This window comes from Amycolatopsis sp. lyj-112, from assembly GCF_046549055.1.
GTDB lineage: Bacteria > Actinomycetota > Actinomycetes > Mycobacteriales > Pseudonocardiaceae > Amycolatopsis.
On the sequence record NZ_JAJPWS010000010.1, the window covers coordinates 190,396 to 217,179 of the forward strand.

At 67.2% G+C, this 26,784-nt stretch carries 27 protein-coding genes and 1 pseudogene; 9 read left to right on the plus strand and 19 right to left on the minus strand.

Annotated elements, in window-relative coordinates:
* Positions 1-227: 227 nt before the first annotated feature.
* The 11 genes and pseudogenes from ACLJRL_RS29310 to ACLJRL_RS29360 all read right to left on the minus strand — a co-directional run.
* Complete coding sequence (locus tag ACLJRL_RS29310) at positions 228-1,289, minus strand: S1 family peptidase (protein ID WP_410659544.1); 1,062 nt, start codon at positions 1,287-1,289, stop codon at positions 228-230.
* 301 nt (positions 1,290-1,590) lie between these two features.
* On the minus strand, positions 1,591-2,013 hold the full coding sequence (locus ACLJRL_RS29315; protein ID WP_410659545.1) for a hypothetical protein: 423 nt from the start codon (positions 2,011-2,013) through the stop codon (positions 1,591-1,593).
* On the minus strand, positions 2,010-3,827 hold the full coding sequence (locus ACLJRL_RS29320; protein WP_410659546.1) for an SAM-dependent methyltransferase: 1,818 nt from the start codon (positions 3,825-3,827) through the stop codon (positions 2,010-2,012). Before ACLJRL_RS29320 ends, ACLJRL_RS29315 begins: the two co-directional genes overlap by 4 nt.
* An 87-nt stretch (positions 3,828-3,914) precedes the next feature.
* The gene (locus ACLJRL_RS29325) at positions 3,915-4,916 is read right to left on the minus strand and encodes an ABC transporter substrate-binding protein (RefSeq protein WP_410659547.1); all 1,002 of its coding nucleotides are present in this window, start codon (positions 4,914-4,916) and stop codon (positions 3,915-3,917) included.
* Between the two features lie 83 nt (positions 4,917-4,999).
* Positions 5,000-5,638, minus strand: coding sequence for a hypothetical protein (locus tag ACLJRL_RS29330; RefSeq protein WP_410659548.1), 639 nt, complete (start codon positions 5,636-5,638; stop codon positions 5,000-5,002).
* Positions 5,639-5,697: 59 nt separating this feature from the next.
* Positions 5,698-6,615 (minus strand): SAM-dependent methyltransferase, encoded by a 918-nt coding sequence (locus tag ACLJRL_RS29335; protein ID WP_410659549.1) that lies wholly within the window; start codon positions 6,613-6,615, stop codon positions 5,698-5,700.
* 218 nt (positions 6,616-6,833) lie between these two features.
* Positions 6,834-7,661 carry a phosphotransferase gene (locus tag ACLJRL_RS29340; protein WP_410659550.1) on the minus strand — a complete coding sequence of 276 codons (828 nt, stop codon included), beginning with the start codon at positions 7,659-7,661 and terminating at the stop codon, positions 6,834-6,836.
* A gap of 72 nt (positions 7,662-7,733) precedes the next feature.
* Positions 7,734-8,963, minus strand: a complete 1,230-nt coding sequence (locus tag ACLJRL_RS29345) for a helix-turn-helix transcriptional regulator (protein WP_410659551.1) — start codon at positions 8,961-8,963, stop codon at positions 7,734-7,736.
* A 438-nt stretch (positions 8,964-9,401) separates the two neighbouring features.
* Entirely contained in the window at positions 9,402-9,905 is a 504-nt protein-coding gene (locus ACLJRL_RS29350; protein WP_410659552.1) for an NUDIX domain-containing protein, read from the minus strand.
* Positions 9,893-10,783, minus strand: coding sequence for a hypothetical protein (locus ACLJRL_RS29355; protein WP_410659637.1), 891 nt, complete (start codon positions 10,781-10,783; stop codon positions 9,893-9,895). Before ACLJRL_RS29355 ends, ACLJRL_RS29350 begins: the two co-directional genes overlap by 13 nt.
* A gap of 237 nt (positions 10,784-11,020) precedes the next feature.
* Positions 11,021-11,200, minus strand: a pseudogene (locus tag ACLJRL_RS29360) (helix-turn-helix transcriptional regulator); the annotation flags it as partial.
* 1,375 nt (positions 11,201-12,575) lie between these two features.
* Between ACLJRL_RS29360 and ACLJRL_RS29365 the strand changes: the two are divergent.
* The 4 genes from ACLJRL_RS29365 (at position 12,576) to ACLJRL_RS29380 (ending at position 16,434) form a co-directional block, all read left to right on the plus strand.
* Positions 12,576-13,496, plus strand: coding sequence for a hypothetical protein (locus ACLJRL_RS29365; protein WP_410659553.1), 921 nt, complete (start codon positions 12,576-12,578; stop codon positions 13,494-13,496).
* Complete coding sequence (locus ACLJRL_RS29370; RefSeq protein ID WP_410659554.1) at positions 13,493-14,119, plus strand: DUF3558 family protein; 627 nt, start codon at positions 13,493-13,495, stop codon at positions 14,117-14,119. Before ACLJRL_RS29365 ends, ACLJRL_RS29370 begins: the two co-directional genes overlap by 4 nt.
* Positions 14,120-14,420: 301 nt before the next feature.
* A complete protein-coding gene (locus ACLJRL_RS29375) occupies positions 14,421-15,407 on the plus strand; it encodes an endonuclease/exonuclease/phosphatase family protein (protein ID WP_410659555.1) in 987 nt (328 codons plus the stop codon).
* Between the two features lie 352 nt (positions 15,408-15,759).
* Positions 15,760-16,434, plus strand: a complete 675-nt coding sequence (locus tag ACLJRL_RS29380; protein ID WP_410659556.1) for a Scr1 family TA system antitoxin-like transcriptional regulator — start codon at positions 15,760-15,762, stop codon at positions 16,432-16,434.
* Here the strand turns inward: ACLJRL_RS29380 and ACLJRL_RS29385 are convergent.
* The 6 genes from ACLJRL_RS29385 to ACLJRL_RS29410 form a co-directional block, all read right to left on the minus strand.
* Positions 16,424-16,747 carry a hypothetical protein gene (locus ACLJRL_RS29385; protein WP_410659557.1) on the minus strand — a complete coding sequence of 108 codons (324 nt, stop codon included), beginning with the start codon at positions 16,745-16,747 and terminating at the stop codon, positions 16,424-16,426. The genes ACLJRL_RS29380 and ACLJRL_RS29385 overlap by 11 nt on opposite strands.
* Complete coding sequence (locus ACLJRL_RS29390; protein WP_410659558.1) at positions 16,744-17,145, minus strand: hypothetical protein; 402 nt, start codon at positions 17,143-17,145, stop codon at positions 16,744-16,746. Before ACLJRL_RS29390 ends, ACLJRL_RS29385 begins: the two co-directional genes overlap by 4 nt.
* Positions 17,142-17,645, minus strand: a complete 504-nt coding sequence (locus tag ACLJRL_RS29395) for a hypothetical protein (protein WP_410659559.1) — start codon at positions 17,643-17,645, stop codon at positions 17,142-17,144. The genes ACLJRL_RS29390 and ACLJRL_RS29395 overlap by 4 nt, the downstream gene beginning before the upstream one ends.
* An 11-nt stretch (positions 17,646-17,656) precedes the next feature.
* The gene (locus ACLJRL_RS29400) at positions 17,657-17,851 is read right to left on the minus strand and encodes a hypothetical protein (protein WP_410659560.1); all 195 of its coding nucleotides are present in this window, start codon (positions 17,849-17,851) and stop codon (positions 17,657-17,659) included.
* Positions 17,848-18,042 carry a hypothetical protein gene (locus ACLJRL_RS29405; RefSeq protein WP_410659561.1) on the minus strand — a complete coding sequence of 65 codons (195 nt, stop codon included), beginning with the start codon at positions 18,040-18,042 and terminating at the stop codon, positions 17,848-17,850. Before ACLJRL_RS29405 ends, ACLJRL_RS29400 begins: the two co-directional genes overlap by 4 nt.
* A 210-nt stretch (positions 18,043-18,252) precedes the next feature.
* Positions 18,253-18,717 carry a hypothetical protein gene (locus ACLJRL_RS29410; RefSeq protein WP_410659562.1) on the minus strand — a complete coding sequence of 155 codons (465 nt, stop codon included), beginning with the start codon at positions 18,715-18,717 and terminating at the stop codon, positions 18,253-18,255.
* Between the two features lie 245 nt (positions 18,718-18,962).
* Here ACLJRL_RS29410 and ACLJRL_RS29415 point away from each other — a divergent pair, with 245 nt between their 5' ends.
* On the plus strand, positions 18,963-20,261 hold the full coding sequence (locus tag ACLJRL_RS29415; protein WP_410659563.1) for a hypothetical protein: 1,299 nt from the start codon (positions 18,963-18,965) through the stop codon (positions 20,259-20,261).
* A complete protein-coding gene (locus ACLJRL_RS29420) occupies positions 20,254-21,132 on the plus strand; it encodes a phosphotransferase enzyme family protein (RefSeq protein ID WP_410659564.1) in 879 nt (292 codons plus the stop codon). Before ACLJRL_RS29415 ends, ACLJRL_RS29420 begins: the two co-directional genes overlap by 8 nt.
* A 294-nt stretch (positions 21,133-21,426) precedes the next feature.
* Here the strand turns inward: ACLJRL_RS29420 and ACLJRL_RS29425 are convergent, their stop codons facing one another.
* Positions 21,427-22,956: a peptide deformylase gene (locus tag ACLJRL_RS29425; protein WP_410659565.1), complete on the minus strand. Its 1,530-nt coding sequence runs from the start codon at positions 22,954-22,956 to the stop codon at positions 21,427-21,429.
* A 535-nt stretch (positions 22,957-23,491) separates the two neighbouring features.
* Between ACLJRL_RS29425 and tgmA the strand changes: the two genes are divergently transcribed.
* Genes tgmA through ACLJRL_RS29440 form a run of 3 tightly spaced genes read left to right on the plus strand, consistent with a single transcriptional unit; the run spans position 23,492 to position 25,931 of the window.
* A complete protein-coding gene (gene tgmA / locus ACLJRL_RS29430; RefSeq protein ID WP_410659566.1) occupies positions 23,492-23,815 on the plus strand; it encodes a putative ATP-grasp-modified RiPP in 324 nt (107 codons plus the stop codon).
* Positions 23,815-24,771 (plus strand): ATP-grasp ribosomal peptide maturase, encoded by a 957-nt coding sequence (gene tgmB / locus ACLJRL_RS29435; protein WP_410659567.1) that lies wholly within the window; start codon positions 23,815-23,817, stop codon positions 24,769-24,771. Before tgmA ends, tgmB begins: the two co-directional genes overlap by 1 nt.
* Positions 24,768-25,931: a methyltransferase domain-containing protein gene (locus ACLJRL_RS29440; protein WP_410659568.1), complete on the plus strand. Its 1,164-nt coding sequence runs from the start codon at positions 24,768-24,770 to the stop codon at positions 25,929-25,931. The genes tgmB and ACLJRL_RS29440 overlap by 4 nt, the downstream gene beginning before the upstream one ends.
* On the opposite strand, the gene ACLJRL_RS29445 is transcribed toward ACLJRL_RS29440, so the two are convergent.
* A complete protein-coding gene (locus tag ACLJRL_RS29445) occupies positions 25,932-26,651 on the minus strand; it encodes a hypothetical protein (protein WP_410659569.1) in 720 nt (239 codons plus the stop codon). It lies immediately after the preceding gene.
* Positions 26,652-26,784 lie beyond the last annotated feature (133 nt).

Here is a 26,784-nt window from a genome sequence, read left to right on the forward strand (position 1 = left end):
TAGACGCGGACGTTGTTCCTGCCGTACGGGGTGCGCTGGACACGGTCAATCACTTTCTGCAGTACTCAAGGACTATGGCTCCGGGCTCCGCGGATGACGCTGCCGCTGCTGCGGCGCGGGGCGTTGGGGACGTGGGCCGAGAGCGGCAGGCCACGGTCGTCAGGCGAACTGGCAGGGGAAGAACCGGTGATCCGGCGCCGTCCTGCGGCGCCGGATCACCGATTCCCCTAGCCGGCCAACGTCAGATCCGCCTGTGTGATCTGCGTATTCCGATCACGCTCCTGCGCGGTCTGGATGATCCACAGCAGGAATCGCGGTTCCGCCACCGTGGTGTAGATCGTGGAGCTGACGCAGGCCTGCGTGTGCGAGCGCGACCCGAGTCCGATCAGGACCCAGTCCCGCCCGTACCGCTGCAACGCCCCGCCGCCCGAGTCGCCGGCACATGCGGTGCCGCCGTTCGGGGCGGTGCCCAGACAGATCTCGCCACGTCCGATCCCCGCCTTGCACTCGCTGGGTGCGGTGATCGGGACGTCGAGCTGCCGCAGCCACGTCGGTGCCGGGGCACCCCAGTGAGCTGGGTCCGGGTCGGTCAGGCCCCACCCGATCACCCGCGTCTGCTTCCCGGCGCGCGGGTAGGCGATCTTCGCGGGCGTGACCATCCAGCCCGGGACCGGGTGGTCCAGCTGGATCAGCGCGAGATCCCAGACGTAGCCGTCCTCGTCCGGCATACCCCACTCCCAGTGCTTCGGGAGCGAGATCGACGTGACGCCGCGGACGGCGCCACCGGAGTGCCGGTTGGTCGACCCGATCCGCAGCGTGTACTGGGACGGATCCTGCGGATCCGCCTGCGTACCCACCCCGGCCCGCCGCGGGGGCGGTGTCTGCTGGAACGCCCGCCACGCCAGTTCGCCCGCCCTGTCCGCGCGTTGAGGCGCGGGAGGCATCACGGACAGGCAATGCGCCGCGGTGACGACGAACGAGGGATGGATGAGCGCACCGTTGCAGGTGTGCCAATCCTCCACGCCGTTCTTGCGCAGCTGGATCGACCCGGCGCCGGCGTAGGCCTCCGAGGCCCGTTCGCCACCGACGATCATCGGCGACACATCGTCGCCTCCGTTGTCGGTGGCGAACGGGCTGGTGCTGGCGGGTGCGGCCTGTGCCGCACCGTGGTTCCCGCCGTCGGCGGCAGCGACCGGTGCACCGCCGAGGCCAGTGGCGACGAATGCCGCCAGGGCGGCCACGGCGACGCGCAACCCGCCACGGCGGCGGGGTCTTGTCGTGTTCTTCACTGTTTCCCTTCTCTGATAGTGCTTCCTGACGCTCGCTGCGGGTGCGCGAGCGCGACTGTGAGCCCCCGAGCACACCGGTGACGACGAAAAGTCTGATGAAGTTGTCAGACCGGGTGGGCGTTGTGGGAATCCGTCGAGACGTGGTGTGCATCGGCGGGACGGTGGCCACGGCGCCGCTCGCACGGATCAGGCACCGGGCCGGGTTTCGATCTCAGACATGGCGCGTCGCGGGGTTCTGACGCCTGCGTTCGTGTTGCTGTCTGCGGCGCGAGCGCTCACGCGCATGCGTGACTGGTCCCCTTCAACGGCTGCGCTGCCCTGGCGTTCGCCGTGGTTGCGGGGTGTGGCTGTGGCTGGCGTCGACGAGGCGCTGGTAGAGGCGTGGTTCGGCACCGAGGGCGACGTATTCGGCCATGAACGCCGCCGGTGCGCCCTTGTCGTCGCGGTCTCCGCGGTCGAGAAGGATCCGCACCACGGATCCCGTTCTGACGTCGACGAAGATCTGTTCGCGGCCCGAGCTGCGTTGCTCGATCAGCCGCCCCAGCGCGGTGGTCAGCCGAGCTCCGGCGTCGTCGCGGTCCAGCTCGGCGAGGTAGGTGACCTTGGTCAGGCGGCGGGCCTGTAGCGCGGTGAGGGCATGGTCGATCACGTCGGCGGGCGGCCGATCGGCCTGTGCGGTGCTCCTTCTGGAGAGGTTCACGGACGCTGTCGTCGAGGGCATCATGAGTCGACCTTTTCCGCGACCACGCACCATATCGGAAGCCGTGATGCCGGTGTGGTGTCGTGTTCTGGCTCGAGCCAGCTGGACAGCGTGGTCACACCTGGAGGCAGGATCTTCCAGCCAGGGAACCAGGTTTCTATGTCGTCTCCGTCCCGCAGCGTGAGCTCAGGCTCCACGGTCTGCCTGAAGAGCTGTCGCAGAGCCTCCAGCTCGCCGGCCTCCGGAGTGTCTGCCGGGGCGGTGCCGAGGAAACTGAACGCGATCACGCTGCCGACCGCGACCTCGTCGTGGTAGGCGCGGATCATGTCCTTCGGCTTGCCCGGCCAATGCGAGAGGTCACCGATCGTGATGCACAGTGGTTCCGCGGGGTCCAGGGACCAGCGGTCGTCACCGTGCTCCGCCAGGAGTGGCGTGAGGACGTCGTGAATCGCCGCCGGGACCACGGCGGCATGCCCCGGTTCGTCGGTGTTGGCGTTCGCCTCGTCCACGGCGAATTTCAGGTGCGCCCCGACATAGACGTCGCGGGGGACCAGCACGGTTCGTGCCGCCGTCGCGTGGGCGCTCGCGATCGTGTGCGCGGTGATCCGCTCTCGCCCGGCGGGTAGCTGTGCGCCGGCGTCGGCGAACTGGGTAATGCCCTTCGTGCCCGCGGCGTCCGCGATGACCCGGTCCCGGAACCGCCGCTGCGCCAGCAGGACAGCGACGTAGCCAGGCGCCTGGCGGTCGATATGCCGGGCCAGTTCCTGGTCGATCCGGAGGTGACCGCCCATCCGTGAGATGTCCGCCTGGCCACGTTCGAGCAGTGCGGCGTTGACCCGCGTGGGCGTGGGGCGCCCCTCCTCGTCATCGAGACCTGGGACGAACCCGAGTGGTGCGAGGAAGTCGTGACTGTGTGCCGAACGCATGACGGTGGCCGGTTTCTGTCGCGGAAACGAGGAAAGGTCTGGGGATCGATGGGATCGCCCTGTGTTGTTGGTGGCTGGTCGTTGGACGAGCAGGGTGGTCACCATGAGCGCACCGTCCGCTGTGGACGATGTTGTGCCGGTTCCGCCGGGTCCCTGGGCCAGTCCGGTGGCTGGGTCGAGGAAGTCCCACGTGTTCGGGTGCTGGAAGCGCCAGGCCAGCTCGTCCGCGTGGCGGACGACCAGCGGGGTTCCGGTGTGCTGCCGGAATTCGACAGCGACCTGGGGAAGGCCGATCTCGCCGGGATCACTCTGGGCGCGCAGTGTGAGGTGGGTGACCGCGACCCAACTCCCCGGCGGAAGGACGTTCCAGAGCCCGGCGATCAGGTCTTTCGCCTGAGACATGTGCTGTAGCGCGTGCAACACGAGCGCACAGATCGGTTTGGTCAGGTCGATCTCACCGGCCACAGCTGCCGCGTGGAGGCACACCTCAACACGTGGATATGCGGGCACCCAGCCAACAGTGAGGATATCGCGGCAGGTGTTGGTGATCAGGGACCGGACGGCGGGCTCGGCGTCGTCGAGCAGATACAGAACCCGGCAGTCCGTGCCATCGGGGAGCATCTCGTGAGCCAAGGGCCAGGGCCGCAGGTCGGGCTGAAAGACGACAATCTGCCCCACACCGGCCTCGAGAGCACCAGCGATCACCCGGTTCCGGAACTCGTACTCGGCCGCGATCGAAGGTCCGAGGCTGGGGATGTGCTTGCGGACGTCCCACAACGCCGCGTCCGGGACGGCGTCGTCACGAGCCCCGGCCAGTGTGGCGCGGAGTCCTGCGAGCGACGTCGTCCCGTTGGGCCCGGAGTGGCCGGGCTCTGCGGCGGGAGGGATGCGGCTGGCGTGCTCTGGTGTCACGGCGTGGTGCTTTCGTCGTTGTAGGGCCCGGCGTACGTGGGCGCCCTCTTAGGAAGCGTTGCCGCTCCTCGGTTTTCGGAGATGCGGCTACTTGTTGGGAGGTGGGGGAGCGATGATCAGGTCAGACATCTGGATCGGCCGGCGGAAGACCTTGCCGTAGCGCTGCATCAGGTCGGGGACCCGCTGTAACTCGGTCACGACCGGGTCGCTGCGGTACACCGGGAGCGCCATCAGGGCGGCGGTGTCGGCGTCGATCCCTTTCAGGTGCTTGACCGCGGTGTCCTCCACCAGTTTCCGGTTCGCCGCCGCTGTCGCCGCGTCGCGCATGGCCCTCTGGAAGCCGGCGATCGCTCCCGGGTTGCCCGCCGCGAAGTTCTCGGTGGCGCCGTACAACCCGATCGGGAAGCCTTTCGCTGAGCCGGTCGCCGGATCCGCGATCGGGTGTAGCCCCTGTTTCTCCGCCGCGGTCGCGAAAGGCTCCGGGAACAACGCGGCCTCGATCCCGCCACGCAGCACAGCGGCCGCCATGACCCCGAATTCCAGGTTGGTCCAGGTCACCGACTTGGGGTCCGCGCCGTGGTCGGCCATCAGTGACTTGGTCAGCGTGTCACTCACGCCCCCTTCGGCGTTACGGCCGAGCCGCTTGCCCGCCAGATCCGGGACCGACAGCACCGGTCCGCCGTTGCGCGCGAGGACTCTCATGGTCCGCTCGCCGGCGACCGCGGCCTCGGCGACGATCTTCAGTGGGAGGCCGCCGTCGACGGCGTTGACGAAGGCGATGTCGCCCGCGTAGGCGATATTGGCGTCGCCGCTGGCGAGTTTGGTGATCGCGTCCTGGCCGCTCGACGCCGGGACCAGCGTGACCGCGATGCCCTGTTGGGCGAAGAGCCCGTGGTCGATCGCGATGTGCAGCGGTGCCACGTCCGCCAGCGCCAGCGCGGCGACCTTGACCGGGGTATTCGGGCCTGGCGGGGGAGCCTCCTCCGCGCCGAGGAGCCCACAACCGGCCGTGACGGTGAGGACAGCGGCACCGAGCAGAGCGCGGATGCCGGTGCAAGTACGCCTGTGGCGCACAGGAGACGGTCTCATCGGGAGTTCTCCGGGATCGGCAGATGAACGCCGGACCGGACACGGCCAGGCGGGGGAGGGGGAACGGCGAACGCGGTGGGGTGTCAGTGGTGCTGGTGCCGTCTGAACCGAGTTCGACGGTGGCGCTGGTGTCTGGGCAGGAGCAGAGCGTGCAACGCGTCAGGGCAGGCACTGAGCGGCTGCAAACCCGGTGTGCGCAGCTGATCGCGGTGTAAACCGGATTCGGCGAGAATCGTCCAGAGCGCCGCGGCCCGGTCGTTGATCGTGTCGGGATTCTGGTGCGCGGAGGCGAGCATGTGATGCCAGTAGAACGTGGCATCCGGGTCCAGGACCCATCCGCGGAGCAGGTACCTGTGTGCCGCGCGCTCCCGCTGCAACGCTGTCCAGGCCACCGTGCGCGCGGGTCCCTCGATCTCAGCGAGTGCTTCGTCGATCGTCAGATTCCTCGACAGCGTCGCGCGTACCGAGCGACCGCAAGGCGCCGCCAGCCGCTCGATCGCCGCTCCGTCCAAGACTTCGACATGATCGCCTCGGATTCTTAGCGCGCCGTCGAGGATGAACTCGGCGACCAAGCCGATCGCGAAAACCAACCTATCTTGACGTGACAGACGGGCGATCACATGATCGCGGCGTTCTTCTCCCACAGCGGACAGCAACAGTGCAGGCAGAGACCTGGGCCCGGCATACTGCAATGACATTCTGGGATACAACGGTTCGTGCATCTGTCCTCCCCTATGAACGAGAGGGCCGGTCGGGGCAGCCCTCTCTGAGATGCGGGTGGCTAGGCAAACGGCCAGGGTTTCCCTTTGTGTGCAACGGCTCCCACGTTGAAGTCGTCGACAGCGAAGCGCTCCAGAAGCGGACCGACCGGGTACCACTTCGAACATGCAACGGGTTTCAGCTGAGTTGTCAGCGGGCTGGGAACGACCATGGGGAGGCCCGCGAACAACGCGGCGATCCCCGCTTGTGACAGAAAATGCCGGGCGCCGAAACTGCGCTCTTTGAGGACGCTTGCCGCCTTGACGATCGCCGCGCTATCGGCGGCGGCGTCAGGGATGCAAAGGTGGCTCGCAGCGAAGAACGATCCCTCGGGGAGCGTGTCGATCTGTCCTGCTGTGATGTCCGCCGCGGTCGTGTGGGTGCTCGCCGGGAGAAAGGGCAGCGTGGCGCAGTGCAGCAATGCGACCGGTTCGGAGTCGTCGAGTGGAACACTGGCGTTGTCGAACAGACGGGTGAGCAAGGCGGGGTCGTAGATGTCATCGTGGATGGCACGAACGACAGACCCGCGGTCGTTGGTCGTCGTGTCGTAGTCGATCAGTGCGTGGCTCGCGCTGTCCAGCTCCGGCTCCACATACACCACGACCGCATCAGCGTCCGCCAGGTGAATGATTTCATGCAACGGGGCGGTACTCGTCTCACACTGATCAACGCCGAGCAGCACAAATTGAAACACCTTCGTGCGGCTGATCAGCATCCGGCATACCCGCGCCCGGAACCAGAAATCCTCGGTGAACAAACGTTTCGCACCGTCGAACCCGCCCGGCAGCACCTGCGCGATCGTACCGGCGATTTCCCGGTCCGCGGCGTAGTTGTCCTTGCCACCCACCAGCGCGTCAATCACCCGCACACGACTGTGCCGCTCCTGACGCGTCAGCAGTTCTGACGGCCTCAACCGCGGTGTGGCGACATCGGAAGCCACGTGCATCAACCCCTCGAAATGTGATGGGGTGATCTTGGTGACTACCTCGGTTTCGCGCCAGGAAATCTAGCCCGAAATCTACTGGAAATCACTGGAAAGCACATCGTTTGACCTGTGCAAATAGCGTTCCGTGATGACAAAGATGGTACAAACGGGTGATCGGTCTGCGTGTCTGCGAGCTGGATTGCTGATACTGGTCCAAGCGGCCTTTCAAGCGACTACAGCGCAGCCCATGTCCACGGCCGGGGAATGTCGCCACGAACGCACGACAGACGATGACGACATTCTCGTATGGCGGCCGGGTCGTCTGTGGCCTTGCTGAGCGCGAAGGCCAGCCAGCGAAGCACTTGAATGTCGGCGAAGGTGCGAAAGTTGTGGCTGGTGGTCAGGTCGTAACCGCCGTAGGAATCGACGAACCCTTGATACGCCTTTCGCGAGAGGCGTCGGAAGTCGGTGAAGTCGACGGCGATCTGGATGAGGTCCCATGCTCGATGGCCGTGGCTGACGGCCTCGAGGTCAAGGAGGACGGTGCGGCCGTCGTCTAGAAGGGCGACGTTGCCCTGCCAGGCGTCGCCATGGATGAGGCCTCGATCGATCGGAGGTGACAGTGAGTCGTAGGCCTTGCTGAGGGTGCGCTCGTGCTCGATAAGCCAGGTCTGGTCGTCGTCGGTAAGCCAGATTGCCTGCTGGACACGGTCGCGAATACCGGCGAAAGGGTTGTGTGCGGGTAGGTGGAGGTCCTGCGGTGCGTCGAGTCGATGAAGCTGGAGCAGGATGCGGCCGAGGTCGCTCGGTGTGGCGGGGCGATGCGAGGGAAGGAATTTCCACCAGGTTATCGGCCGATCATCCACCAGTACGTTCTGCGGCAGATCCGCGATCGCCTGAGTCGCGGGTATGCCTGCTGTCTCAAGCCAGCGCGACACTGCGACCTCCCGGAGGGCGGTGTCCCTGGTGCCTGGGGCACCGATGCGGGCGACGATACCGCTGCGCAGGGAATACATGATGTTGTTTCCGTCGCGGATCAGCTCGGCGTCATCAGCGTCCACGTGGGCGATCTCGGCGGCTCGGATAAGGATTCGGCGAACTCGGTCACGGTGAGCGGTCACGTCGCCATGGTCTCAGGCAAGTGTGGAAGACAGCGATGAGATGCTGGCGCGCAAGTCCGCGACTTCCGACAAGCCGACATGTTCGGATGCGGCTTGGTCGAGCTGTGTGAGCTCGTCGAGGATGCGTTTCGAACTGAGTTTCTGTGCGTCTGCCACGGCGACTGCGCCGATGGCGGCGGCTTCGACCGGATCGCCTGTCGCCATCCGGAGGCTCGCCAGCCGGATTCGCGAAAACGTCCGCGACCTAGGGTATGCGTCGCCGTGCAGGTGGATGGCCGCTTCCAGCCGTCCAGCGGCGATCTCAGGCCGGTTGGTCTGTAGCGCCTGAACCAACAGGGCTTTGCCAGTGGAACCGAGATGCTCGGCTTCGTCGTAGTAGCAGAGCCAGGGCGGATCCTCTTCGGGGGCGCGGGCGGCGAAACATTCGTCGGCACGGGCGACGTCGGCCGCGGTCTCCTCGCCACGTCCCACGAGGGCGAGCAATCTCGCGCGGACCGCCCACAGCATGGCGCGGCCGGTGTTCGAGAGCCGGTCTGATCGAACCTGTGCATGCTCGATCGAGGTCAATGCGCCGTCGTAGTCGCCCAGATAGATCTGTTTGCGAGCTACTTCTGCCATGATGTTCGCCCGCAATGGCCACGCCTTGCCCTCGTGGGCCGCCCACAAACCGAACCGGAAGAAGCGGTCGGCCGCCGAATGGTTGGCTGTGTCGAAGGCCGTGTGGGCGACCACGCTGCTGAGATTGGCTATTGCTTCATGCAGGCTGCTTTTGACCGCACTGGTTCCATGGGCATTCAGCAGCCGCTGCGCCCAGCGCAGCTGGGCCGCCGCGGCCTCGCAGGTCGGTCCGCCGCCGAACTTGTTCTCCGACATAGCGACAGTCCAGGTGATCGCACGAACCCGCTCCACATCGCTTGCCCCGACCTGACCGGGAACCGGAGTGGTCACTTCTGTTTGGGCCAGGAACTCGGCCGGCGACGCGTCCAAGGTCGGGAACATCGCGAGCACATCGAAACCATCGTCGACGACCGCCGGCGAAAGCTCGCCTGCGGTTGCCGCGTCCACAAGTGCGACGACTTCCTGGTGGGTCAGACCGAGAATACGGGCCAGGCGGAGCTGATTTCGGCGGGTCGGCCTGGAGTAGCCGCGTTCCCAGTTGCTGACCGTCTTCCCAGTAACCCCGAGTTCCTCCGCGAGACTATCTTGGCTGTGACCGATCGCGTCGCGGGCATCGGCCAGCACGTCACGCCGAGTCACTATTCTCCCTCAATTCGTCCGCAGTCTCGCATTGTCGCAGGTCAAGAATACATACTCAAACCCCGACATGATCGCTCAGCACGCAGACCTCGGCCTAGATCGAGTACGACGCAGTGCCCGCCCGGCCTGCGAAGGACGAACTGCCACATTTCCACTTCGACATCGGATTCGCCTTCACCACAACCACAGCGAGGATCGGAACACTGTGGGAATCCGAGGTGACTGGAGCCCAGGCACACCCTCGCTGACGCCGAACGGCGGGTCGAGTACCGCATCCGCGAGCAATCAGCGCTCCTGCCCGAATCGGCTGAATCCGCCAGCAGAATACCCGTCGATCCGTGAGGAGAGCCGCTAGCTTGGCGCGTGCGACCGCCCACGCCCTGCTCGTCCTCCGGCCGCGGGGCGACTCACCTGCAAACCCGCTTATGTCGAGTGCTCGCGGTAGTCGGTTTCACCGGTATCTCGCGCGTGGAGGGCGCGGGTGAGGAGCGCTGCAATGTCGGGGCGAAGCAGGCGGGCGCAGTCGGTAGGGTCCGCGAAACGGAAGTCGCTGATTTCCTCGTCGACGGCGCGGAGCGTGGCGATGGCGTCGGGTGTGAGGATGCCGGCGTCGAAGACGAAGACGAGTTGATCGTCCCAGGGTCCATGTGGTTCGACCCAGTCCAAGGTCAGGAGCCGTCCAGCGGTGATGGTCAACCCGAGTTCTTCCCGCAGCTCGCGCTCGGCGGCTTTCCGAGGTGGTTCGTTCTCTTCGGCCATGCCTCCTGGCAGGTCCCAGTCCTCTTTGTAGGTGGGATTCACGATCAGCACTCGTCCGGCTTGGTCCCTGATCACGACGTCGACGGCGACCCGCTTGCGCGCCTGCCTTCGGTTGCCTTCGGCCAGGTAAGCCCAGCGTTCGGGGTCATCATCGGCTAGACCGGCCATGCGGGCGCCTCCACACGATGGTTCCCGAGCGTGTCCAGGCGGTCGAGGAAGTCCTTGACATCAGGTGTGGCGGCGTGCGGCCGGAGTGCCGCGCCCAGGCTATTCAGCCGGGTCCGTACTCGCGTGGAGGCAAGGGATGGCGCAACCTTCGCCACGGAGTGTCCAAGGTGCACCGCCTCGTCGAGACGTCCGGTCTGAACCAGTACGGTCGCAAGGGTGAGCTGCCCGAAGGCGCGGGATCGCACCCGATCGCCATCGCGCAGAGCGATGACTCGGAGTGCTTGCCGCTCAGCCCCGGCGAGGTCGCCGAGTCGCCGCAGGCACAAGGCCGCTTCGCTGGCAAGGGCACCGTCGTCGAAGTGGGCTATCCACTCGGCTGGCCGTTCGCCTTCGGCCGTGCTGAGCACGTGTTCAGCGTCGCTCAATGCTGTCACACAGGTCAGGGCGTCACCGCGCATTGCCAGCCCTCGTGCCCGCATCGCGTGCAGGCGGGCGGTAAGCCGCCGAGCCCCCGAAGCCGCCCGTACCTGCGCGAGTCCTGCCTCAGCGATCCGGACAGCATCATGGGGTTGGTGCATCTGGCCAGCTAGATGCGACATGCTGGCGCACACGTTCGCGATCATCACGTCGTTGCCTGCGGCGGTTGCCAGCCGATACGCGTACTCGAAGTGGTCGCGTGCGGTCTCGTCGCGGCCGTCGTCATGGGCCATCCAGCCCGCGACTTCAGTGACTGACGCCGCGGCGGTGAACAACGCTGCGCCATCTCCGACGGGGTCGAGAAGCAGGGGCCCGATCTCGGTGCTCAGGTAATTTTGGACAAAGCGGTAGAGGTGTCCGCCACCCGTCTGCCGGTCCGCGGTCTGGACGACTCGGGACATGGCCCGGATACCAGCGATTGTCTGCGCCGAGCTATGCCGGACAGTTCGCGACACGACAGTCGGGGGCCACGGCGGTTGTTGCGGGGCCAGAGCAGGCATCTGTGGTCCAGGCTGATCGCTGGAGCAGAAACCCAGCTCGGCTTCGGTGGCACCCGCCTCGGCCCTCCGCAACGCCGCGGACTGGCTTGCCCCGGCAACGGCGGCCTCGTTCGTCCCGTCAACGAGTTCGGTGACTTGTTGGTGGGTGAGGTTGAGTATGCGGGCTAGCTGGAGTCGGTTGACTCGCGTGGGCCTGGAGTAGCCACGCTCCCAGTTGCTGACTGTCTTCTCAGTGACCTCTAAAAGGCGCGCGATGCTCTCCTGGGTATGACCGGCCTCATTACGTGCACCGGCCAGCCCGTCCCGTCGACTGGTCATTAGGCACTGGCCTCCTGCGCGTCCGTCGGACGCCACCCGCTGGTCGGCGCCGTCGATTTCTAGTCATTTCTAGTAGATTACCGCCTGAATTTCCTGGTGCGGTACGCGCCTTCGCGGGAAGATCACCTTCGAGCTTGGCGTGGACGGCAGTTGCCGAGCAGTACGTGATCAGCCGCCCTAGTGAGACAGCAAATTCTGCCAGTCGCTGGCCCTGTTTATCAGAAGGAATCGATGGTGTTGCGCGAGGTCGAGCGGTGCCCGTTGTGGAGGGTCTCATCGAGAACAGCAACATCTTGACGCGAGCACCGCCAGCGCAACTCGTTTCCACTGCTAGTAACCAGGGTGCCGCGGTACGCGAAGTGCGGTGCTCCCGTGGCGTTCACCTGCTGGACCTCCGAGTACGGGACAGGCACGGCATTCTGGTACCGCTGTGCTTGTCCGAGTCAGTGCGCGCTGAACACGTCTACATGGCAAGTCGTGATACGTCGAAGTTCTGTCTCGCCTCGCGCCCGGTCGACTGTCCGCTGTGCTTGGACAAGGTGGGGCAAGCCGATACAGCCTGGCTTCCGGTAGTTCCCGCAGAGACTTCTTCGTGTGCGGACCCTGGGATCTGGTGGTCGTCGATAGACGAACGTCCTTTGTGGACGTATCTGGCCGGCCAAACCAGAAGGTTCAAGCGGAGACGTTCTCGGCTAGTCGTTTCGAACTCGGCGTCAGTCGTGATTTCTGGGTCGACGACGGCGAGGGCGCTGGTCAGTCCGGCTGGTGATGTGGAGTCGCACAGCGGCGACTTGATGGAGTTCGTTGTCGAGCACGGAGATTCCTTGGCGATGAGTGCCCTGGTGTCGGCGATTGTGAGGAGAATTTAGTATGCGCGGCGATCGTCACAGGATCCAGTGAGTGTGCCGGTGGGTAGCGGTGTCGTGGACGTACGACGCGCCCGACGATCCGATCCCGCCCGTCCCCGGACCAGTTCCGAGGCGCTGGTACGCGGACCGCGATCGCGGCGGGACGGCATGCCGGTGCGGATGCCCTGGCAGCGCAGCAGCCTGAGTGCCCGGTCCGCGCTGTGGCTGACGATCGGGGAACAGTGCATGCAGTCACACGGCGACGATCCTCCGGATGCTGACTGGTCCGGGCCGGGGGAGGACAGCGGGGCCTTCGTACGCTGGATACCCCGCTTTGAGCGGTCACCGGATCGGTTGTGGGCGGTTCTGGAGTGGCGGGCGCACGGGATTCCGGTAGCCGATATCGCGGCGCTTATCGATGTCCCGGAGGCGAAAGTGTGGTCGTGGCTGCGCCGGATCACGTGTGAGGCAAAGAAAGAGCGTGTCAGAGTCGCGGCAACGCCGCGACCGGCGGGTGGGGAGGACGTATGACGGACACGGATCTACGGCTACGAGTCGCGACAGCGAACCTGAAGCGCGCGGGGTACAACCGCAGAACCCGGGGCCACGAACACGACAAGCTCGCGGCGATGCTCGCGCCGCTCCAGGAGTCGCCGCATGCGCTGTTCCTGTCGGAGTGCACGCACTACACCGGCATGCCTTTCGATCCGGATCCGGATCCGTTCGAGGAGGTCGTGCAGCTGCTCAGTTCGCTGTGGGTGCGCCGAGGTCCTGATGGCCGGAAGTTCGGTGAAGTCCCGTACCGGGGCTACATTTCGGAGGTTCCGGGATCGGTCAATCTGCCCGGGTTGTTCATCGACCCGCGCATCATCACACCGTGCCGCAGGTACGCGCTGGCCAACAGCAGGCGCCAGCTGGCCAACTCGGTCACCACCACCATCAACGGTCACAGGTTCCGGCTGAAGTGTGTGCACTGGAACGGATCTCGGGGTGAGACCGGATTCAACGAGCAGGCTGATCAGGATGGGCAGCTCGCGTCGGAGAACGCGATCCTGGCTGGTGATTTCAACGCGACCAGCTCCGCGGAGGGCGAGACGGTGTATGAGGACTGGGGTGGCCAGTGCGACAAGGTGGGCCGCCCGTGGCAGCGCAGTCAGAAAGGCACGCGCCGCCCGGACGGCACCTGGGGCACGAACACCGGGTCGATCGACCGGTTCCTCGAACATGGGTGGTGGGACGCGGGGCAGGTCGCCGGTGATTTCAGGGTCACCACAACCGAGCCTGAAACCGCGCTGCGCATTGACCGGATCATGCTCTCAAAACGCTCACCTGCCCAGATCGATCCCGGCGCCTACGAGGTGCATGAACATCCGCTTCGCAGCAAGGGCGCGCAGAAGAATGACCATCTGATGGTCAGCGGCGAGATCATCGTCCGGGCGGCGGCATGATCGCGCAGGGAAGCTCGGTGGTACGGCGGGGTGCGGCGCTGGGGGTCGCCGTGCTGGCCGTGGCCGGGTGTGGTCCTTATCCGCCGGGCCCGCTGCCATCGCCGACCACCACCCGGACGATCGGGCCGACGACCCAGGTGCTGCCGTACGCGGGAGCGCCCGCGGTCCGGGACCCTCTTCCGGTCACGGTGGTGTCCGGCGATCCGTGCACAACAGCCCTCACCCCTGAACAGGTAAGACACGTGCTGGGTGCCGAGGTCACCGGGAAGCGCGACCGCAACGAGTCGGCGGGGCCGGCGTGTCTGTGGGAGAACCCGGCGACCGCGCGAACGATCCTGGTCGCCTACGCGACGAGGCACCGCCAGGGGCTGAGCGCGGTGTATCCCTCTCGGCCTCCGGAGGAGGGGCGGGTGTGGCGGGCGCTGGAGGTCGAGGGGTTCCCGGCGGTGGCCGACACGCGAGATCCGCCCTGGTACTGCACGGTCACGGTCGGCCTGGCCGATGACATGGCGGTGGAGGTCTCCCTGGTCGGGCGTGCCGATGATGGCGGTGACGTGTGCGTGGTGACGGTGCGGACTGCGGAGCTGGTCGTCGGCACGCTGCGGAAGCAAGCCGGCCGCTGACAGCCCCGTCATCAGCAGCCGGCCACTGGTGGGAAGAGGAGAACCGGCGGTCGATGGTGATGGCCGACCACCCGGGGTGGGTGCAGGACGACGAGGGTCGCCTGCGGCGGCTCCTGCGCTCGTCGCCACTGACCGTCTGATGGTCAGCTGCGAGATCGACGTCGAGGCACCGGCGTGACCGGGGCGGTGTGGTGCTTCTCGTCGAAGGCCATCGACACCTGACTCGCGATCAGGGCTGCCCGTCACGTGCCTCTGCGGTGCGCGACCAGGTGCAGCGACGAGATACCGAGAGGAGTGCGCGTTGCGGTTCGGCACCTACAACTTGGCAACTCTGTTCGGTTCGGATTCCGCCTCCGAACGTGAACGACAGGACATGATCTGCGAGATCATCCGTGGACTTGACGTGGATGTGCTTGCGGTTCAGGAAGTACACGCGCCTCTGCCTGGGTTGGCGGCGGCGCGCTTGGACGAGCTGGGACGCAGGGTCGGCATGACCGCCTACCTTGGCGACTGGGATTCGGCACCCCGAGTCGAAATCGGCAAGATCGCGGTCGGGATCAGCCCGCACAACCTGCACGTCGGTCTGCTGTGGAATCCCGACACCGTTGCCTGCGTTCCGGGAACGTTTCGCAGTTACACGAACGAAAACATGCACCATGGCCTGATCAAGGCAGTGTTCCGAGTCCACGGTAGCGACGGCATGGTCTACGAGGTCCAGCATGGCTCGACTCATCTCACGCCCTTCGGCCCTAACGGCGGACGCGCTGATGAGGCGGTTCGCGTGGTGAGCGCGTTCACCCGACCGCTCCACCGGCCACCCGGTCTTGTCGGCGGCGACTGGAACACCGTCGGAGCTGACCGCGACGTTGACGGGAACTACTACGACCCCGATCCCTACGCCGGGGCTCCGTGGGCTCCGGAATTCATCTATCAATGCCGGCGCGAACGAGACGACCACGGTCGGGTCAGGCGATGGTGGGCCGACCGCACCACGGGTGAGGTCCTGCTCGACGGCGGTCTTATCGACGCCCGGGTCGCGCTACACAACGCCACACTGACCAGCGGCGGCGTGGCATGGCGGCCTAGTTCCGGTCACCGCAGCGACGACACCAGATTCGGCCGGCGGCGCATTGACGGCATCCGGTGCACGGCAGAGGTCGTGCCGGCGCTACGGGCGGTCGACATCGTCGGCGGAGACCTGGCAACCCGCGCGAGCGATCACCTGCCCGAAGTCGTCGAGTACGACCCGGCAGCCATCTGCAGCGAAGCTGCAGATGGCTGCCCCTGAGTGCCGGTGACCCCGGCCGCCGAGCTGCAGCTGACATGGCGGTGGAGATCTCCATGGCGTCCGACGGTGATGGCCGACCATCCCGGCGACTGCCCGCCTTGCCTCACGCGGACGGTGACGGTGACGGTCGATCGGAGCCGTAGACAGCATGAGCGTTACACCAGCGGCGTCCGTCGCGCGCTGGGTTGCGATAGACGAGCGGACGGAATCTGACCGTCGCCACCGTGGTCCGGCATGCCATGCGCGTTGTACCAGCGCTCCCTGCGGATGCTCGCGGTTGTGACGGACGTGTGTTGTGGCCTGTGTCTGGAAAGGGCTGGAGATGACGGGACCACTATGGACCCTCGAGAGGGTGCGTGCTGACGCGCTCGCTCGCTGTGAGGCCGAAGAATCAGCGGCGTCGATCCGTTGTTTCGGCGGGTTCGGCTTTCCCGATGTGTTGCGGGCCGACTCGTACGCCAGTCAGCGGTGGGTGTGGGCGAAGCAGCACAGTTGCTGGCAGCCGGCCGCCGACGCGGCGGCGGAGCTGCTCCCGCGACGCCGCGCTGCGCTGCGGCTTGGCCCGGTGGTGCGGATGTCCTTTGTGGTCAGCGAAGGCGCAATCATGGCGCTGGAACGCGGTATGGGCGACCCGGGCGTCGCGGTCGCGCAAATGCGGCATCTGCGTGACCTCATCGACGAACTGGCCCCCTGCGTGCGGATCCTTCATGTCGGTACGCGGTTGTTGTCGGCGCCAGGTCCCGCGTTCACGATCGTGACTGACCGTGCCGGGCGGGAGACGTTGTTCGTGGAGACGTTGACGCCCAACGACTTCATGCGTGTCCGTGACGATCGCAGAGTCAGCGACTTCGCACGGCATTTCGCCGAGTTGAGCGACGTCAGTGGTGATCAGTCCGGCAGCCGAGCCCGGATCGGCACCGCGATCCAGCACTGCGAGCAGATCCTGACTGGGTTGCCGGACGCTGTGTCTCCGGCCGCGACGGATGGGTCGCGTTACTCGTGGGGCCGGAGCACGGTCAGGCGGTGAGTCCGGGGCGGTGGAGCGTGTGTCGGCCGGTGGGGTGGTCGAGGGTCTCCAGGTCGGCGAGGAGGACGCTGAGATCACGTGGGAATCGGCAGCGGGTCCGGCGACGCCACGGTGGCCGGGGACACGCTGCGCAGTCGCCGTGACTGTCGACCTGGTGCTGGGCAAGCACTGTGCGCAGTGCACCGGTGAGGATCGGAACTCCGCGGGCCAGCTGCGCCAGGGACGCTGGATCGCCTCGGTGGGCGGCGTCGTCGTAGTCATCGAGCCGCTTCCCGACGTCGTCGGTGAAAACTTGTGCGAGCGCGTAGTTCATGGATGCTCCTTGGTCATGTGCGTGCGCAGTCGCCGGGGCGCCGGCGCCGGGAGGCGGTGCTCGGTGGGCGAGTCAGTGCGTTGGGCGGGAGCGAGGGGCTCGCGTTCTGGGAATGCTGCCGTTGTGGCGGTGGGCAGGGTGAGCGGCGAGGGCGTGCTGGCCGCGCACTCACCGATCCGGTCTGGTTCTCGCCGGCCTGGCGGCTGGTTGGGCAGTTCGGTGATGGTGGCGGTGGTCATCGTGCGCCACCGCGGCCCGAACGCCACGGGAAAGGTGACCTGGCTGTAGCGGGAGTGCTGGTAGGGCATGACTTCGCCGGTGATTCTGTGCCCGTCGATGTTCGCCGTGACCAGGGTGCCGATCCACGGCAGCGCTGGAGCGGTTCGTGTCGGAGTCACGACGGTGGTTCCAGGGTCGGCCCGGCCAGCGGCAGCTGTGTGCTCGTCGTGGGCAGTTGCCGGAGCTTGTTGAGAACACGTTCCATGACCGCACGGTCAGGGGCGTGCGGTGTGCGGGGCGGTCGCCGGGCTTCGGCGAAGGAGACCACCCGCCGCGCGAGCGGCAGGGGCGGAGTGCGATAGCGGGCGAGGTCGGCGGTGAGCAGGGCCACCGCGGGCAGCCGGTGCCTCGGCACCGTAGGGGTCAGCATCACGGCATGGGTTTCCTTGACGTCGAGCGCGCCGGCAGCTGCCAGGTAGGTGGTGGGCGGGTCGCCACGGTGAGGACGTGCGGTGAGGGTCAGCTCGCTGGACTTGCACGAGCAGCACGGGCAGGCGCAGCTTCGCCGGGTCAGGCACACCGTCCAGGCGGTGAGGTCGCGCGGGGGTTCGGTGACCGCGGCGCCCCAGGTGTGCTGTCCGTTCACGCAGGCGGCGCAGGGCGCAGGATCGGGGCGCACGGGGTGGTCGCCTAGGTCGATCGCGGGTTCGACAGGCGCGGCAGGTCGGGGTCTGCGAACCGTGACTTCTCCAGTGTCTCGACCGTGCAGCACGTGTCCGGTCCGGGCAGGTCACGCCTGCGCCTTACGACGACCAGGCGGGCCGGGTGCCGCCAGTCCAGCCGGCGCGGTGGCCGGGACAGGCCCGACGCGACGGCCCTCGTCATCGGGGATCGCCGTGGTGATCGGACCCCGCGCGGAAAGCCTCGCGGATCTGGGACTGCCACATGACGAAGCCGTGATCGCACTCGTAGGCGTCCACGGCCGAGTGCCAGGTGGTGCAGGAGTGGCCGCCAACGGCGAAACACACTCCGCGCTGGACGACGATCGCGGTGGCGACGGTGGTCGGCTGGGGCATGGTGGCTCAGCTCCTCGTGGCGGTGGTGAGGCAGGCAGGTGCTCCGCGCCGGGCGGGAAACGCGCCGGACGGTGGCGGCCGCTTGCGCTGCCCGGGGTCGGGGGCCTTCCGGTCAGCGTCGTGGTCACGGCGCGCTCGGCGCGGAGCACCAGGTTGGGGTGGCGCCAGAGGACGGGTCCGGTGGCGCCGCGCGGTAGCGGTGGGCGGAGGTCAGCGGGTCGTTCCAGGTGCCGGCTGGAGGTGATCCGTGGCGGCGGGAGTGCCCGGTCTGCCGGGGAGTGGCAGGGGGATGGCTGCGAGGACGTGGTCGACGGCGCTGGGGGAGCCGGGTGGGCTGTCGCGCAGGTGGCGCCAGCGCACTCCCCGCACCCCGGGGGCTCGCATCCGCAGGTCGCCGGGCGTGGCGACGGCCGCCATCACCAGCGTCCCGGACTGGACCACGCCGTCGTTCGTGACCTGGCTGGTGGCGCCGAGGCGACGCAGCCTTGTCCTGGCGAAACCCCAATCCGAGAGAAGCCAGGCGGCCGCGTTGTCGATCGAACCCGCGGGAACCTGCGTGACCGACGGCAATTCCCACATCGGAGGGCGGAACGGTTCGGTCGTTGTGCATTGGAGGACGTCGTTCTGATGAATGATGGCCACGATGAGGCGGGCGTCAGTGGTTTCGGGGGGCACGTCTTTCCTCGCGTCCTGCATATTCCTGTACCGGTGCGAAAGGGGCGCCGGAAACGGTTGTTGCTGTGTGCGGAGGCAGTGCGTGTATTCGTTGTCGCTGCCGTGGATGTGAGCGTGCCCTGGGAAGTACTTTCCGCGGAACCCTTCGGTGTTGCAGCCGATTGCATCGCGCTGCAACTGCCCTTGCAGCGCTGTTGCAGTTCACGGTGTGGGCACGGCACAGTGGAGCGGAACAGGGGAGGGCGATGACGATGACTGTTCGCTGGACGGCGCAATCTGCGATGGCGCTGAAATCCGCGTTGAACTTGAGCCTGGTTCCTTTCGCCGAGCACCTGGGGCTCTCTGCCAGCACCGTCAACCACTGGAGCGCGCCCGGATCGGCGGTCACCCCGGGCAGGGAGGCGCAGGAGTTGCTGACCGTGGCACTGGAAAAGGCCACCGGTGAGGTGAAGAACCAGTTTTGGGCCGCCATGGCGGCCGGAACCGGGAACCCGGCAGCCACGGTGGACCACCGTGACCTCGGCGGTCAGATCCGTGACGGCGCGGCGCAGTCGATGACCATGGCCGACGAGGCCTCACGGCTGGCCTCGAGCGACGAGCAGCTGACCTACCTGCGCGACGAGCTGTGCCGGATTGCTGTCGCCTACGTCCACACGCCACTGTCCGAAGTGGTCGACGATCTCCACGAAGCGCAGAAAGCGCTGGCGGCCATCACGCGGACACCGCACCGGCCGCGCAGCACGCACGAGGTCATGGTCTTGTCCAGTGTCCTGTGCCTGCTGTTCGCACACGCGTCCCAGAACGCGGGCGATCCGCGATCGGCGCTGCAACAGCTGCGGTCGGCGACCACGTTCGCGAACGTCGCCGACAGCGACGCGCTGCGCGCCTGGGCCCGCGGATCGGCTGCCCTGATGCTCGAATGGTCCTCGCGCCCGGGAGAGGCCGCCACCCGCGCCCGGGAGGGGCTCCAGTTCGCGGCGAGCACCGAGTCGCACCGGCGGCTCCTGGCCATTATCGCCCGGTCCGCCGCCCGCGCCGGCGACGCTCCGGCCGCCCGCGACGCGCTCGCCCGGCTCAGCGACCTGAATCCCGCGGACCCCGGCGGGGATGACGTGGTCCAGTTCGGTGGCCTGCTGGGGTTCCCGGAGACGAAGCAGACCTACTACCAGGGCGGCGCCCTGACCCTGCTCGGCGACCACCCAGAGGCCGAGATCCACTCCTTGCGGGCGATCGGGGACTACGAGGCCGGTCCGGCGGACGAGCGGTCCTACGGCGACGAGGCACTCGCCCGGCTGGACGTCACCCGCGCCCGACTCGGCCAGGGCAACATCACCGGAGCACTCGCGGCCGCCGAACCCGTCCTCGGCCTCCACCCGCAGCTGCGGATCCAGCAGATCGACAACACCATCAGCCTGGTGCGCGCGGACGCGCGGACACTCGCGCGCCGCCGCCATCGCGACGCGGCCCAGCTCGACGACCGCCTGACGAGCTACCTGGTCTCGGCCGGACCGGTGCCACGCGCACTACCCTCAGCGGGTGCCTGAGCTCCCGGACACCGCAGCCCTGGTCCTCGCCTGCCGCGAAGCGGGCCTCGACCCCGGCCCCGCGGTACCGCTGCGGCGACATGCGACCACGGTCTACCGCCTCCCGGCCACGGGCCAGGACCTTGTCGCGAAGGTCGCCCCGCTCGCCACCCGTGCCCGTGCGGACCGAGCCATCCACCTGACGCGGTGGCTGCGCGACCACGAATTCCCGTGCATCGAACCAGCCGAGGTCGACCAGCCGATCGAGGCAGACGGTTTCGTCGTCACCTTCTGGAAGCACTACGAGCAACACCAGCGGGCAGCACCCAGCGCCCGGCACCTAGGGCACCTTCTCCGGCAGCTGCACGCCTTACCCGCCCCACCCGTCGACCTGCCGGCGGCCGCACCGCTGCAGCACTTCACGGAGCTCGCCGACTCAGCGGCAACGCTGTCCAGGGAGGACAGGACGTGGCTGGTCGAGGAACGCCACCGCCTCCTCACCGACTACGCCCTGCTCACGTTTCCGCTCGGAACCGGAATGCTGCACGGCGACGCCTACCCAGGAAACACCCTCTGGGACGGTGACACCGCCGTACTCGGCGACTGGGACGAACCCGCGTTCGGCCCCCGCGAACTCGACCTCGCACCGACGCTGCAAGGCGGCATCCGGTTCGGACGCAGCAACGCCGAACTCGACGCCTTCACCACCGCCTACGGCTATGACCCCCGAGACTGGCAAGGCCTCGCCACACTCACCAGCATGCGCGACCTGCACACCCTGGGATCCTTCATCCGACGAACCCAGCAAGGCGACACCGCTGCTGCGAAGGAACTCGACATCCGGATTGCCTCGTTACGACGGCGAGACAACTCGAGCTGGCGCGCTGCATAGCGCGACTGGGTCGCTGGTCAGCCGAACCGCGATGGAGGTCTTGCCCTTCGGCGGCGCCAGCGTGGAGAACGTCATTCCAGTGCACGCTTCCTGCGTCCGGGAGACTCTGCAGTCCTCGTCGTCGGAGACGGCGTCCAGTCGACATAGAGCGCGTGGACGTCGCTCTTGGGAATGGAGCTGATCTCTGCCTAGTAGGTCTTCGAGGCGGCGGTGCCCCACGGCGGCGACCTTCATCCCGCCGAAGCAGACGGGCACACTTCGCCTGTGGCACACGATGACGAATTCCTTGCGGTGTCAGTACTTCCAGGCGGAGCCGGTGCCGCTGTACTGCTCGACCGGGATCGGTTCTACTCCGTCGCGCATGCGGTCGGTGTAGAGGTGTGCGTGGAGGTGGTCAACCTCGTGGGCGACGAGGCGGCCGATGCCGCGCTCGAACACGGTGATCTTCGTTTGTCCCTCGATGGTGGTGTGCTCGACGTGAATGGCGTGCGAGCGCGGTACGAGGCCGCGGACGTCGAAGAAGCTCAGGCAGCCTTCGTACTGCTCATCGATCTCGCCGTTGGATTCGATGATTGTGGGGTTGAACAGTGTGATGATCTCGCCGTCCGGTGTGCGCACGATCGCGGCGGCTCGGTCGATCCCGATCTGAGGCGCGGCGATGCCCATGCCCTTGCCGAAGGTGTGGGCTTGGGAGACGCGTTCGCAGGCGGAGTTGAGGGCGGTGACGACCCGGCGGGCGTCCTCGGCTTCGGCAGGGAGGTCGAACCGGCGGGCGACGCGGCGTAGCGCGGGGTCGGAGTCCTGGATGACGCCGAGGGAGGCCATGACCTCGCTCGGCGAGGGCGGCGGCCCGGCTGTTGCTGTGCTGCGGCTGCGGAAGTCCCACTCGAGCCGGTAGCGGGCGTGCAGCGGTGGATCCTCACACGACCAGGAGAAGGTGTGCCGGTCGCCTGTGTCGTCGCGGCCGATGGCGGTCGCGAAGGGCATGGGCTGTGCGGTCATGGAGGTGTGCAGGCCCCAGACGGCGGGGGAGAGGTCTGCGGGGAAGTCCAGACACACCGAGAGGGTGCGGGTGGGGAGACGGACGGCGCGCTGGAACCAGTTGCCCCAGTGGGCTTCGCTGACGGTGTATTCGTATTCGATCCAGCAGGATTCCCCGGGATATAGGGGAAAGTGGCCGTGGTCGCCGGCGAAGAGCAGCCACACCTCTTTGAACGCGTCGCGATCGTGGTGGGCGGTCCAGGTCATCGATGTCGTGCGGGAGCGGCCGTGCCAGGCGTGCAGGTCGATTTCGTCCCAGGTCAGCGGATTTTCGCTGTAGAGCTGGTTGGAGCGTTCCGGGTCACCAGGGAAACGGTCGACGGAGATGCGGATGAGGTAGCGGGTGATCGGCTGGGCGCCTTGGTTGACCAGGTGGCGTCGCTGGGTGAGCCGGTAGACGCCGTTGTCGTAGCGCAGGGTGGCGTCGTCGTGATCGACCACCAGGCCGCCGGTCCCCGCGGGCGCATCGGCCACTGGTAAGGCGGTGGAGCGGACGCGGGCTGGGCGCTGGGCTTCGTAGTCGCGGAAGGCGGTGCGCAGCGCGCCGCCGGCGCGCAGGGCGGCCTCGGCCTGGATAGCGAAGGACTCGGAGGGACGTTCGGCACCGGAAAGAACCTTCGACACGTACGACCGGTCGTACTCCATCGCCTTGGCGAGCGCGGCGCGGGAGTATCCGCGTACGTCGCGCCACCGTTCCAGTTCTGCGGCGAACATGTTCGCCGCAGAACCCGGCTCGCCGGTGTCGGTGCTTCCAGCCGTGTCCGTCATCGTCGCCTCTGCCATCGAGTGAACCGTGAGTGTGCGTGAACCCACCGTGAGTCGCCGCTCAGCCTAGAGGCACACCCCGGGTTCGCGGTCTCCTTCCTTTCAGTGTCACGACGACGACACGTGAGGAGGCGGCATGGTGAACGGTCGCGATCCCGGGCGGGCTCGGGTGGTGATCAGGTTCTACGGCGGTGACGGCCGCCGCCACGTCTATCTGGCCGAGGTTCTCGCGGACAAGAATTGCCTCCAGCTGCACCCGGTTTGTCATCGGTCGCTGGGCTACCAGCTGGCGCACCCGGTCGACATGCTCAGCCCCTGCAGTTTCGCGATCTCGGTGGTCTTTTCGACGAGTGCGGGCTCTGCGCTCAATGGTTGCGACTCACGCCGCACGAGGTACTCGCGGACAACGAGATCGCCGCTGTGCGCGGCCAGCTGCCAATCCCGCGAGCGGGATACCCCGTTTGGGGGCGGCTGGCCGCTGCATCGGCTTGACGTCGGCCGGGTCCGTCAGACTCGCCCCGAAGGCTCTGCAGAAAGGAAATAGCGAATGTCTATGACAACTACTGAGGTTGCTGCGGCAGATCCGTTCGCGCCGTTCAGCGCCCAGTTCGCACTCGACGGCTCGAGTTTCACCGCCCAGCGGGACGATGTGCCGTCACCGGACGGGATGCGGCCGTGGGGCTTGCGCCGGGCGCGCCCGGCCGGGCCGGGCCGCGTACTGCCTCCGTGGAGCTACGACCCGGGGCAGCAGAAGGCGGTCGACGCCACCGGCTGCCCGGTGATCGAGTCTCCGGTCATGGGTGATCCGTCGGCGGACACGACCTCGACCGTCGATGGTGAGGACGGGCCCAGCTCCGAGGACTGGGACAACGACTGATGACAGTCCTCGTCCTCGCCCCGGAACGGGACTTCACCGCCGACCGCATGGTCGCAGCGCTGGAGCGGCGCGGTACGCCGGTCGCGCGCGTCGATACCGCCTGGTTCCCGCGGCACTGCAGCATCGACGCGCGACTCCGCAACGGGCGATGGGTGGGGACCTTGTCCGCCCATGGGCGGACGATCGCGCTGGAGGGGCTGCGGTCGGTGTGGTATCGCAGCCCCTCGGCGTTCAGCTTCCCCGCAGAGATGTCGGCGACCGAGCGGAACTGGGCCATGAGCGAGACCAAACTCGGCCTCGGCGGCGTGCTTGCCTCGCTCCCGGTCAAGTGGATCAACCACCCCTCCCGCAACGCCGACGCCGCCTACAAACCCGTCCAGCTCACCACCGCGGCCCGGTGCGGACTGACTGTCACCGACACCCTCGTCACCACCGTCCCCGAATCGGTCGCCGAGTTCGTCAGCGGCGGCGACACGATCACCAAAGCATTCGGCGCGGCCGCGATCATCGAGGAAGGCGGCCGCAAGACCACCTTCACCGCCCCGGTCACCGCCAACGACATCGCGGACCTGCGCGGCCTGGAGGTCGCTACACACCAGTTCCAGCGCTGGATCCCGAAAGCTCACGAAGCCCGGGTCATCGTGGTCGGCGAGCACGTCTTCACCGCCGGCATCTACGCCCAGACCACCGAAACCCATCTGGACTACCGCAACGACTACCAGAACCTGCGTTACCAGCGGCTGGAACCACCAGACGACATTGTCGCCGGTGTCCTGCGCTACTGCCGGGCATTCGGGCTCGTGTATGGGGCGTTCGACTTCGTCATCCGCCCGGACGGGGAATGGGTCTTCCTCGAATGCAACGCCGGAGGCCAGTATGGGTGGATCGAAGACGCCATCACCGCACCGATCACCGACACGATCGCCGACCTGCTGACCCGAGGAGAAACGCCATGACGGCGACCGCCACGCCATGGCGCCCCCACGCCCACCGGCTGGCCGACGACATCGCCACCGACGGCGTGCTGCGGTCACCGCAGTGGCGCGCCGCGCTCGAAACCATCCCCCGGCACGTCTTCGTGCCCCGCTTCTACACCCAGCAGCCCGACGGCCACTGGAGCGAGACCGGCCACGACTCACCCGACTGGCTCGACCAGGTCTACCGCAACCAGCCGCTGATCACCGCGCTCGCCACCACCGCACGCGGTAACCAGGTCACTGTGTCCTCCTCGACCAAACCGGGCCTCATGATCCGCATGCTCGAAGCACTCGACATCCAGGACTCCCACCGGGTGCTCGAGATCGGCACCGGAACCGGATACAACGCAGGGCTCCTCGCTCACCGGCTCGGCGGCGACCAGGTCTGCTCGGTCGACATCGGCGCCGACCTGGTCGCCGCAGCCCGGACACGCCTGCACAGCCTCGGCCTCTACCCGGCACTCGACATCGCCCACGGCGGTGCAGGTCTGCCCGGTCACGCTCCCTTCGATCGCATCATCGCGACCTGCTCCGTGCCGGCCATCCCCTGGGCCTGGGCCGAACAAACCCGGGAAGGCGGCCTCATCCTGGCCGACCTCAAACGCAGCGTGCACGCCGGGAACCTCGTCCTGCTCGCCCGCCACGCCGATCGCCTTCAAGGACGGTTCCTCCCTCGCTGGGCAGGCTTCATGGCGATCAGGGACACCGATGGCGCACCACCGGATTTGCGCATTGACCTCACCCCGGAGGACGGCGACCGCTCCACCACTGCGCTGCCTCTGCACCCTTGGGAATCGTTGATCCCCTGGATGCTCACCCACGCCCGGCTGCCATCGCCCCTGACATTCGGCTACCGCGGGGCCGCTGGCGCTGGCGGGCATCAGTGGGCAGTGTTCACCGCGACAGACGGCTCTTGGTGTGCGGTCGCGAAGGACTCCCGAGACGGTCGGCGCGAAGTTCGGCAGCAGGGCGCGAGTCGGATCTGGGACGAATTCGAGAACGCCCACAAACAGTGGCTGGATCTCGGCCAGCCCCAATGGGACCGATTCGGCCTCACCGTGACGCCGGACGCAGCCCACCAGCTCTGGCTCGACGATCCAGACAGCGAACACCACTGGACCTTGGCTACGACCCTCTAGCTACGGGTCCCGTTTCACCCACCGCAAACGAGAAAGCCGGGTACCCCGCGCGCCCGCGGGCATCGGGGTCTGCCACGTGGCCTTCGACCTGCTCGCCGAGAAACACCGCGACCGAGGGCCAAGCCGCATCAGGAGCGCCGCGAGCGACTGGCCGCCCTGCTCGCCGGCGTCACGCCACCGCTGCAGATCACCCTGAGCTCCATCGACCGCGACGTCACGATCGAGTGGATGGACCCCGACCCTGCTGGTCGGCACTCCGCCCACGTCAACGGGCACCTGATCAGGATCCGCCGGCATCCGGCTCGGCATCGATATCACGACACATTCCGCGTTGTCGCGTCGCAGTAGCCGTCGGACTGTCTGGGACTCGACCGCGTCGGCGGAGCTGGTCAGGCCTTGATGCTGCAGCTGATTCCGGAACCGCTCCAGCGCGCCGGCGGCGATCTTCGGGCCGTTGGTGAGCGTGATGCCGTCGAGGTCCTGCAGCCGCTTGAGGGCCTTGCCGATGCCGATGCTGCGGAACCGGCCGCTCTCGTAGTCCTTCTCGGTCACCTCGGGCGCGCCGTCGTCGGTGTCCTCGATGGGGCGCCAGTCCTGGCAGATCAGCCGGTACTTGAGCAGGACCTCAACCCCGGCATGCAGGTGCAGCACCGCGTACTTCAGGTCTGGGGCTCGAGGTCTCGCCGAGTCGGCGCACAGCGTCCTGGAGGTCGTCGACACCGTTGCGCAGCGGTGGAAAGTCGATCGTCCGGTTCACGGAGCTTCCAGCAGGTTCGTCGACCGGACGATCTCCGCTGGTACCCGGCGATTGGGGCCGGGCGGCGCGGGTCCTGGTCAGGTAGCCACTGACGGG

Excerpts from the sequence above, each read along its gene's own strand:
- ACLJRL_RS29315 (WP_410659545.1), bottom strand. The coding sequence starts at position 2,013 with ATGATGCCCTCGACGACAGCGTCCGTGAACCTCTCCAGAAGGAGCACC.
- ACLJRL_RS29325 (WP_410659547.1), bottom strand. The coding sequence starts at position 4,916 with ATGAGACCGTCTCCTGTGCGCCACAGGCGTACTTGCACCGGCATCCGC.
- ACLJRL_RS29330 (WP_410659548.1), bottom strand. The coding sequence starts at position 5,638 with ATGCACGAACCGTTGTATCCCAGAATGTCATTGCAGTATGCCGGGCCC.
- ACLJRL_RS29350 (WP_410659552.1), bottom strand. The coding sequence starts at position 9,905 with ATGGCCGGTCTAGCCGATGATGACCCCGAACGCTGGGCTTACCTGGCC.
- ACLJRL_RS29355 (WP_410659637.1), bottom strand. The coding sequence starts at position 10,783 with ATGTCCCGAGTCGTCCAGACCGCGGACCGGCAGACGGGTGGCGGACAC.
- ACLJRL_RS29365 (WP_410659553.1), top strand. The coding sequence starts at position 12,576 with ATGACGGACACGGATCTACGGCTACGAGTCGCGACAGCGAACCTGAAG.
- ACLJRL_RS29370 (WP_410659554.1), top strand. The coding sequence starts at position 13,493 with ATGATCGCGCAGGGAAGCTCGGTGGTACGGCGGGGTGCGGCGCTGGGG.
- ACLJRL_RS29385 (WP_410659557.1), bottom strand. The coding sequence starts at position 16,747 with ATGAACTACGCGCTCGCACAAGTTTTCACCGACGACGTCGGGAAGCGG.
- ACLJRL_RS29400 (WP_410659560.1), bottom strand. The coding sequence starts at position 17,851 with ATGACGAGGGCCGTCGCGTCGGGCCTGTCCCGGCCACCGCGCCGGCTG.
- ACLJRL_RS29405 (WP_410659561.1), bottom strand. The coding sequence starts at position 18,042 with ATGCCCCAGCCGACCACCGTCGCCACCGCGATCGTCGTCCAGCGCGGA.
- ACLJRL_RS29415 (WP_410659563.1), top strand. The coding sequence starts at position 18,963 with ATGACGATGACTGTTCGCTGGACGGCGCAATCTGCGATGGCGCTGAAA.
- ACLJRL_RS29425 (WP_410659565.1), bottom strand. The coding sequence starts at position 22,956 with ATGGCAGAGGCGACGATGACGGACACGGCTGGAAGCACCGACACCGGC.
- tgmA (WP_410659566.1), top strand. The coding sequence starts at position 23,492 with ATGACAACTACTGAGGTTGCTGCGGCAGATCCGTTCGCGCCGTTCAGC.
- tgmB (WP_410659567.1), top strand. The coding sequence starts at position 23,815 with ATGACAGTCCTCGTCCTCGCCCCGGAACGGGACTTCACCGCCGACCGC.
- ACLJRL_RS29440 (WP_410659568.1), top strand. The coding sequence starts at position 24,768 with ATGACGGCGACCGCCACGCCATGGCGCCCCCACGCCCACCGGCTGGCC.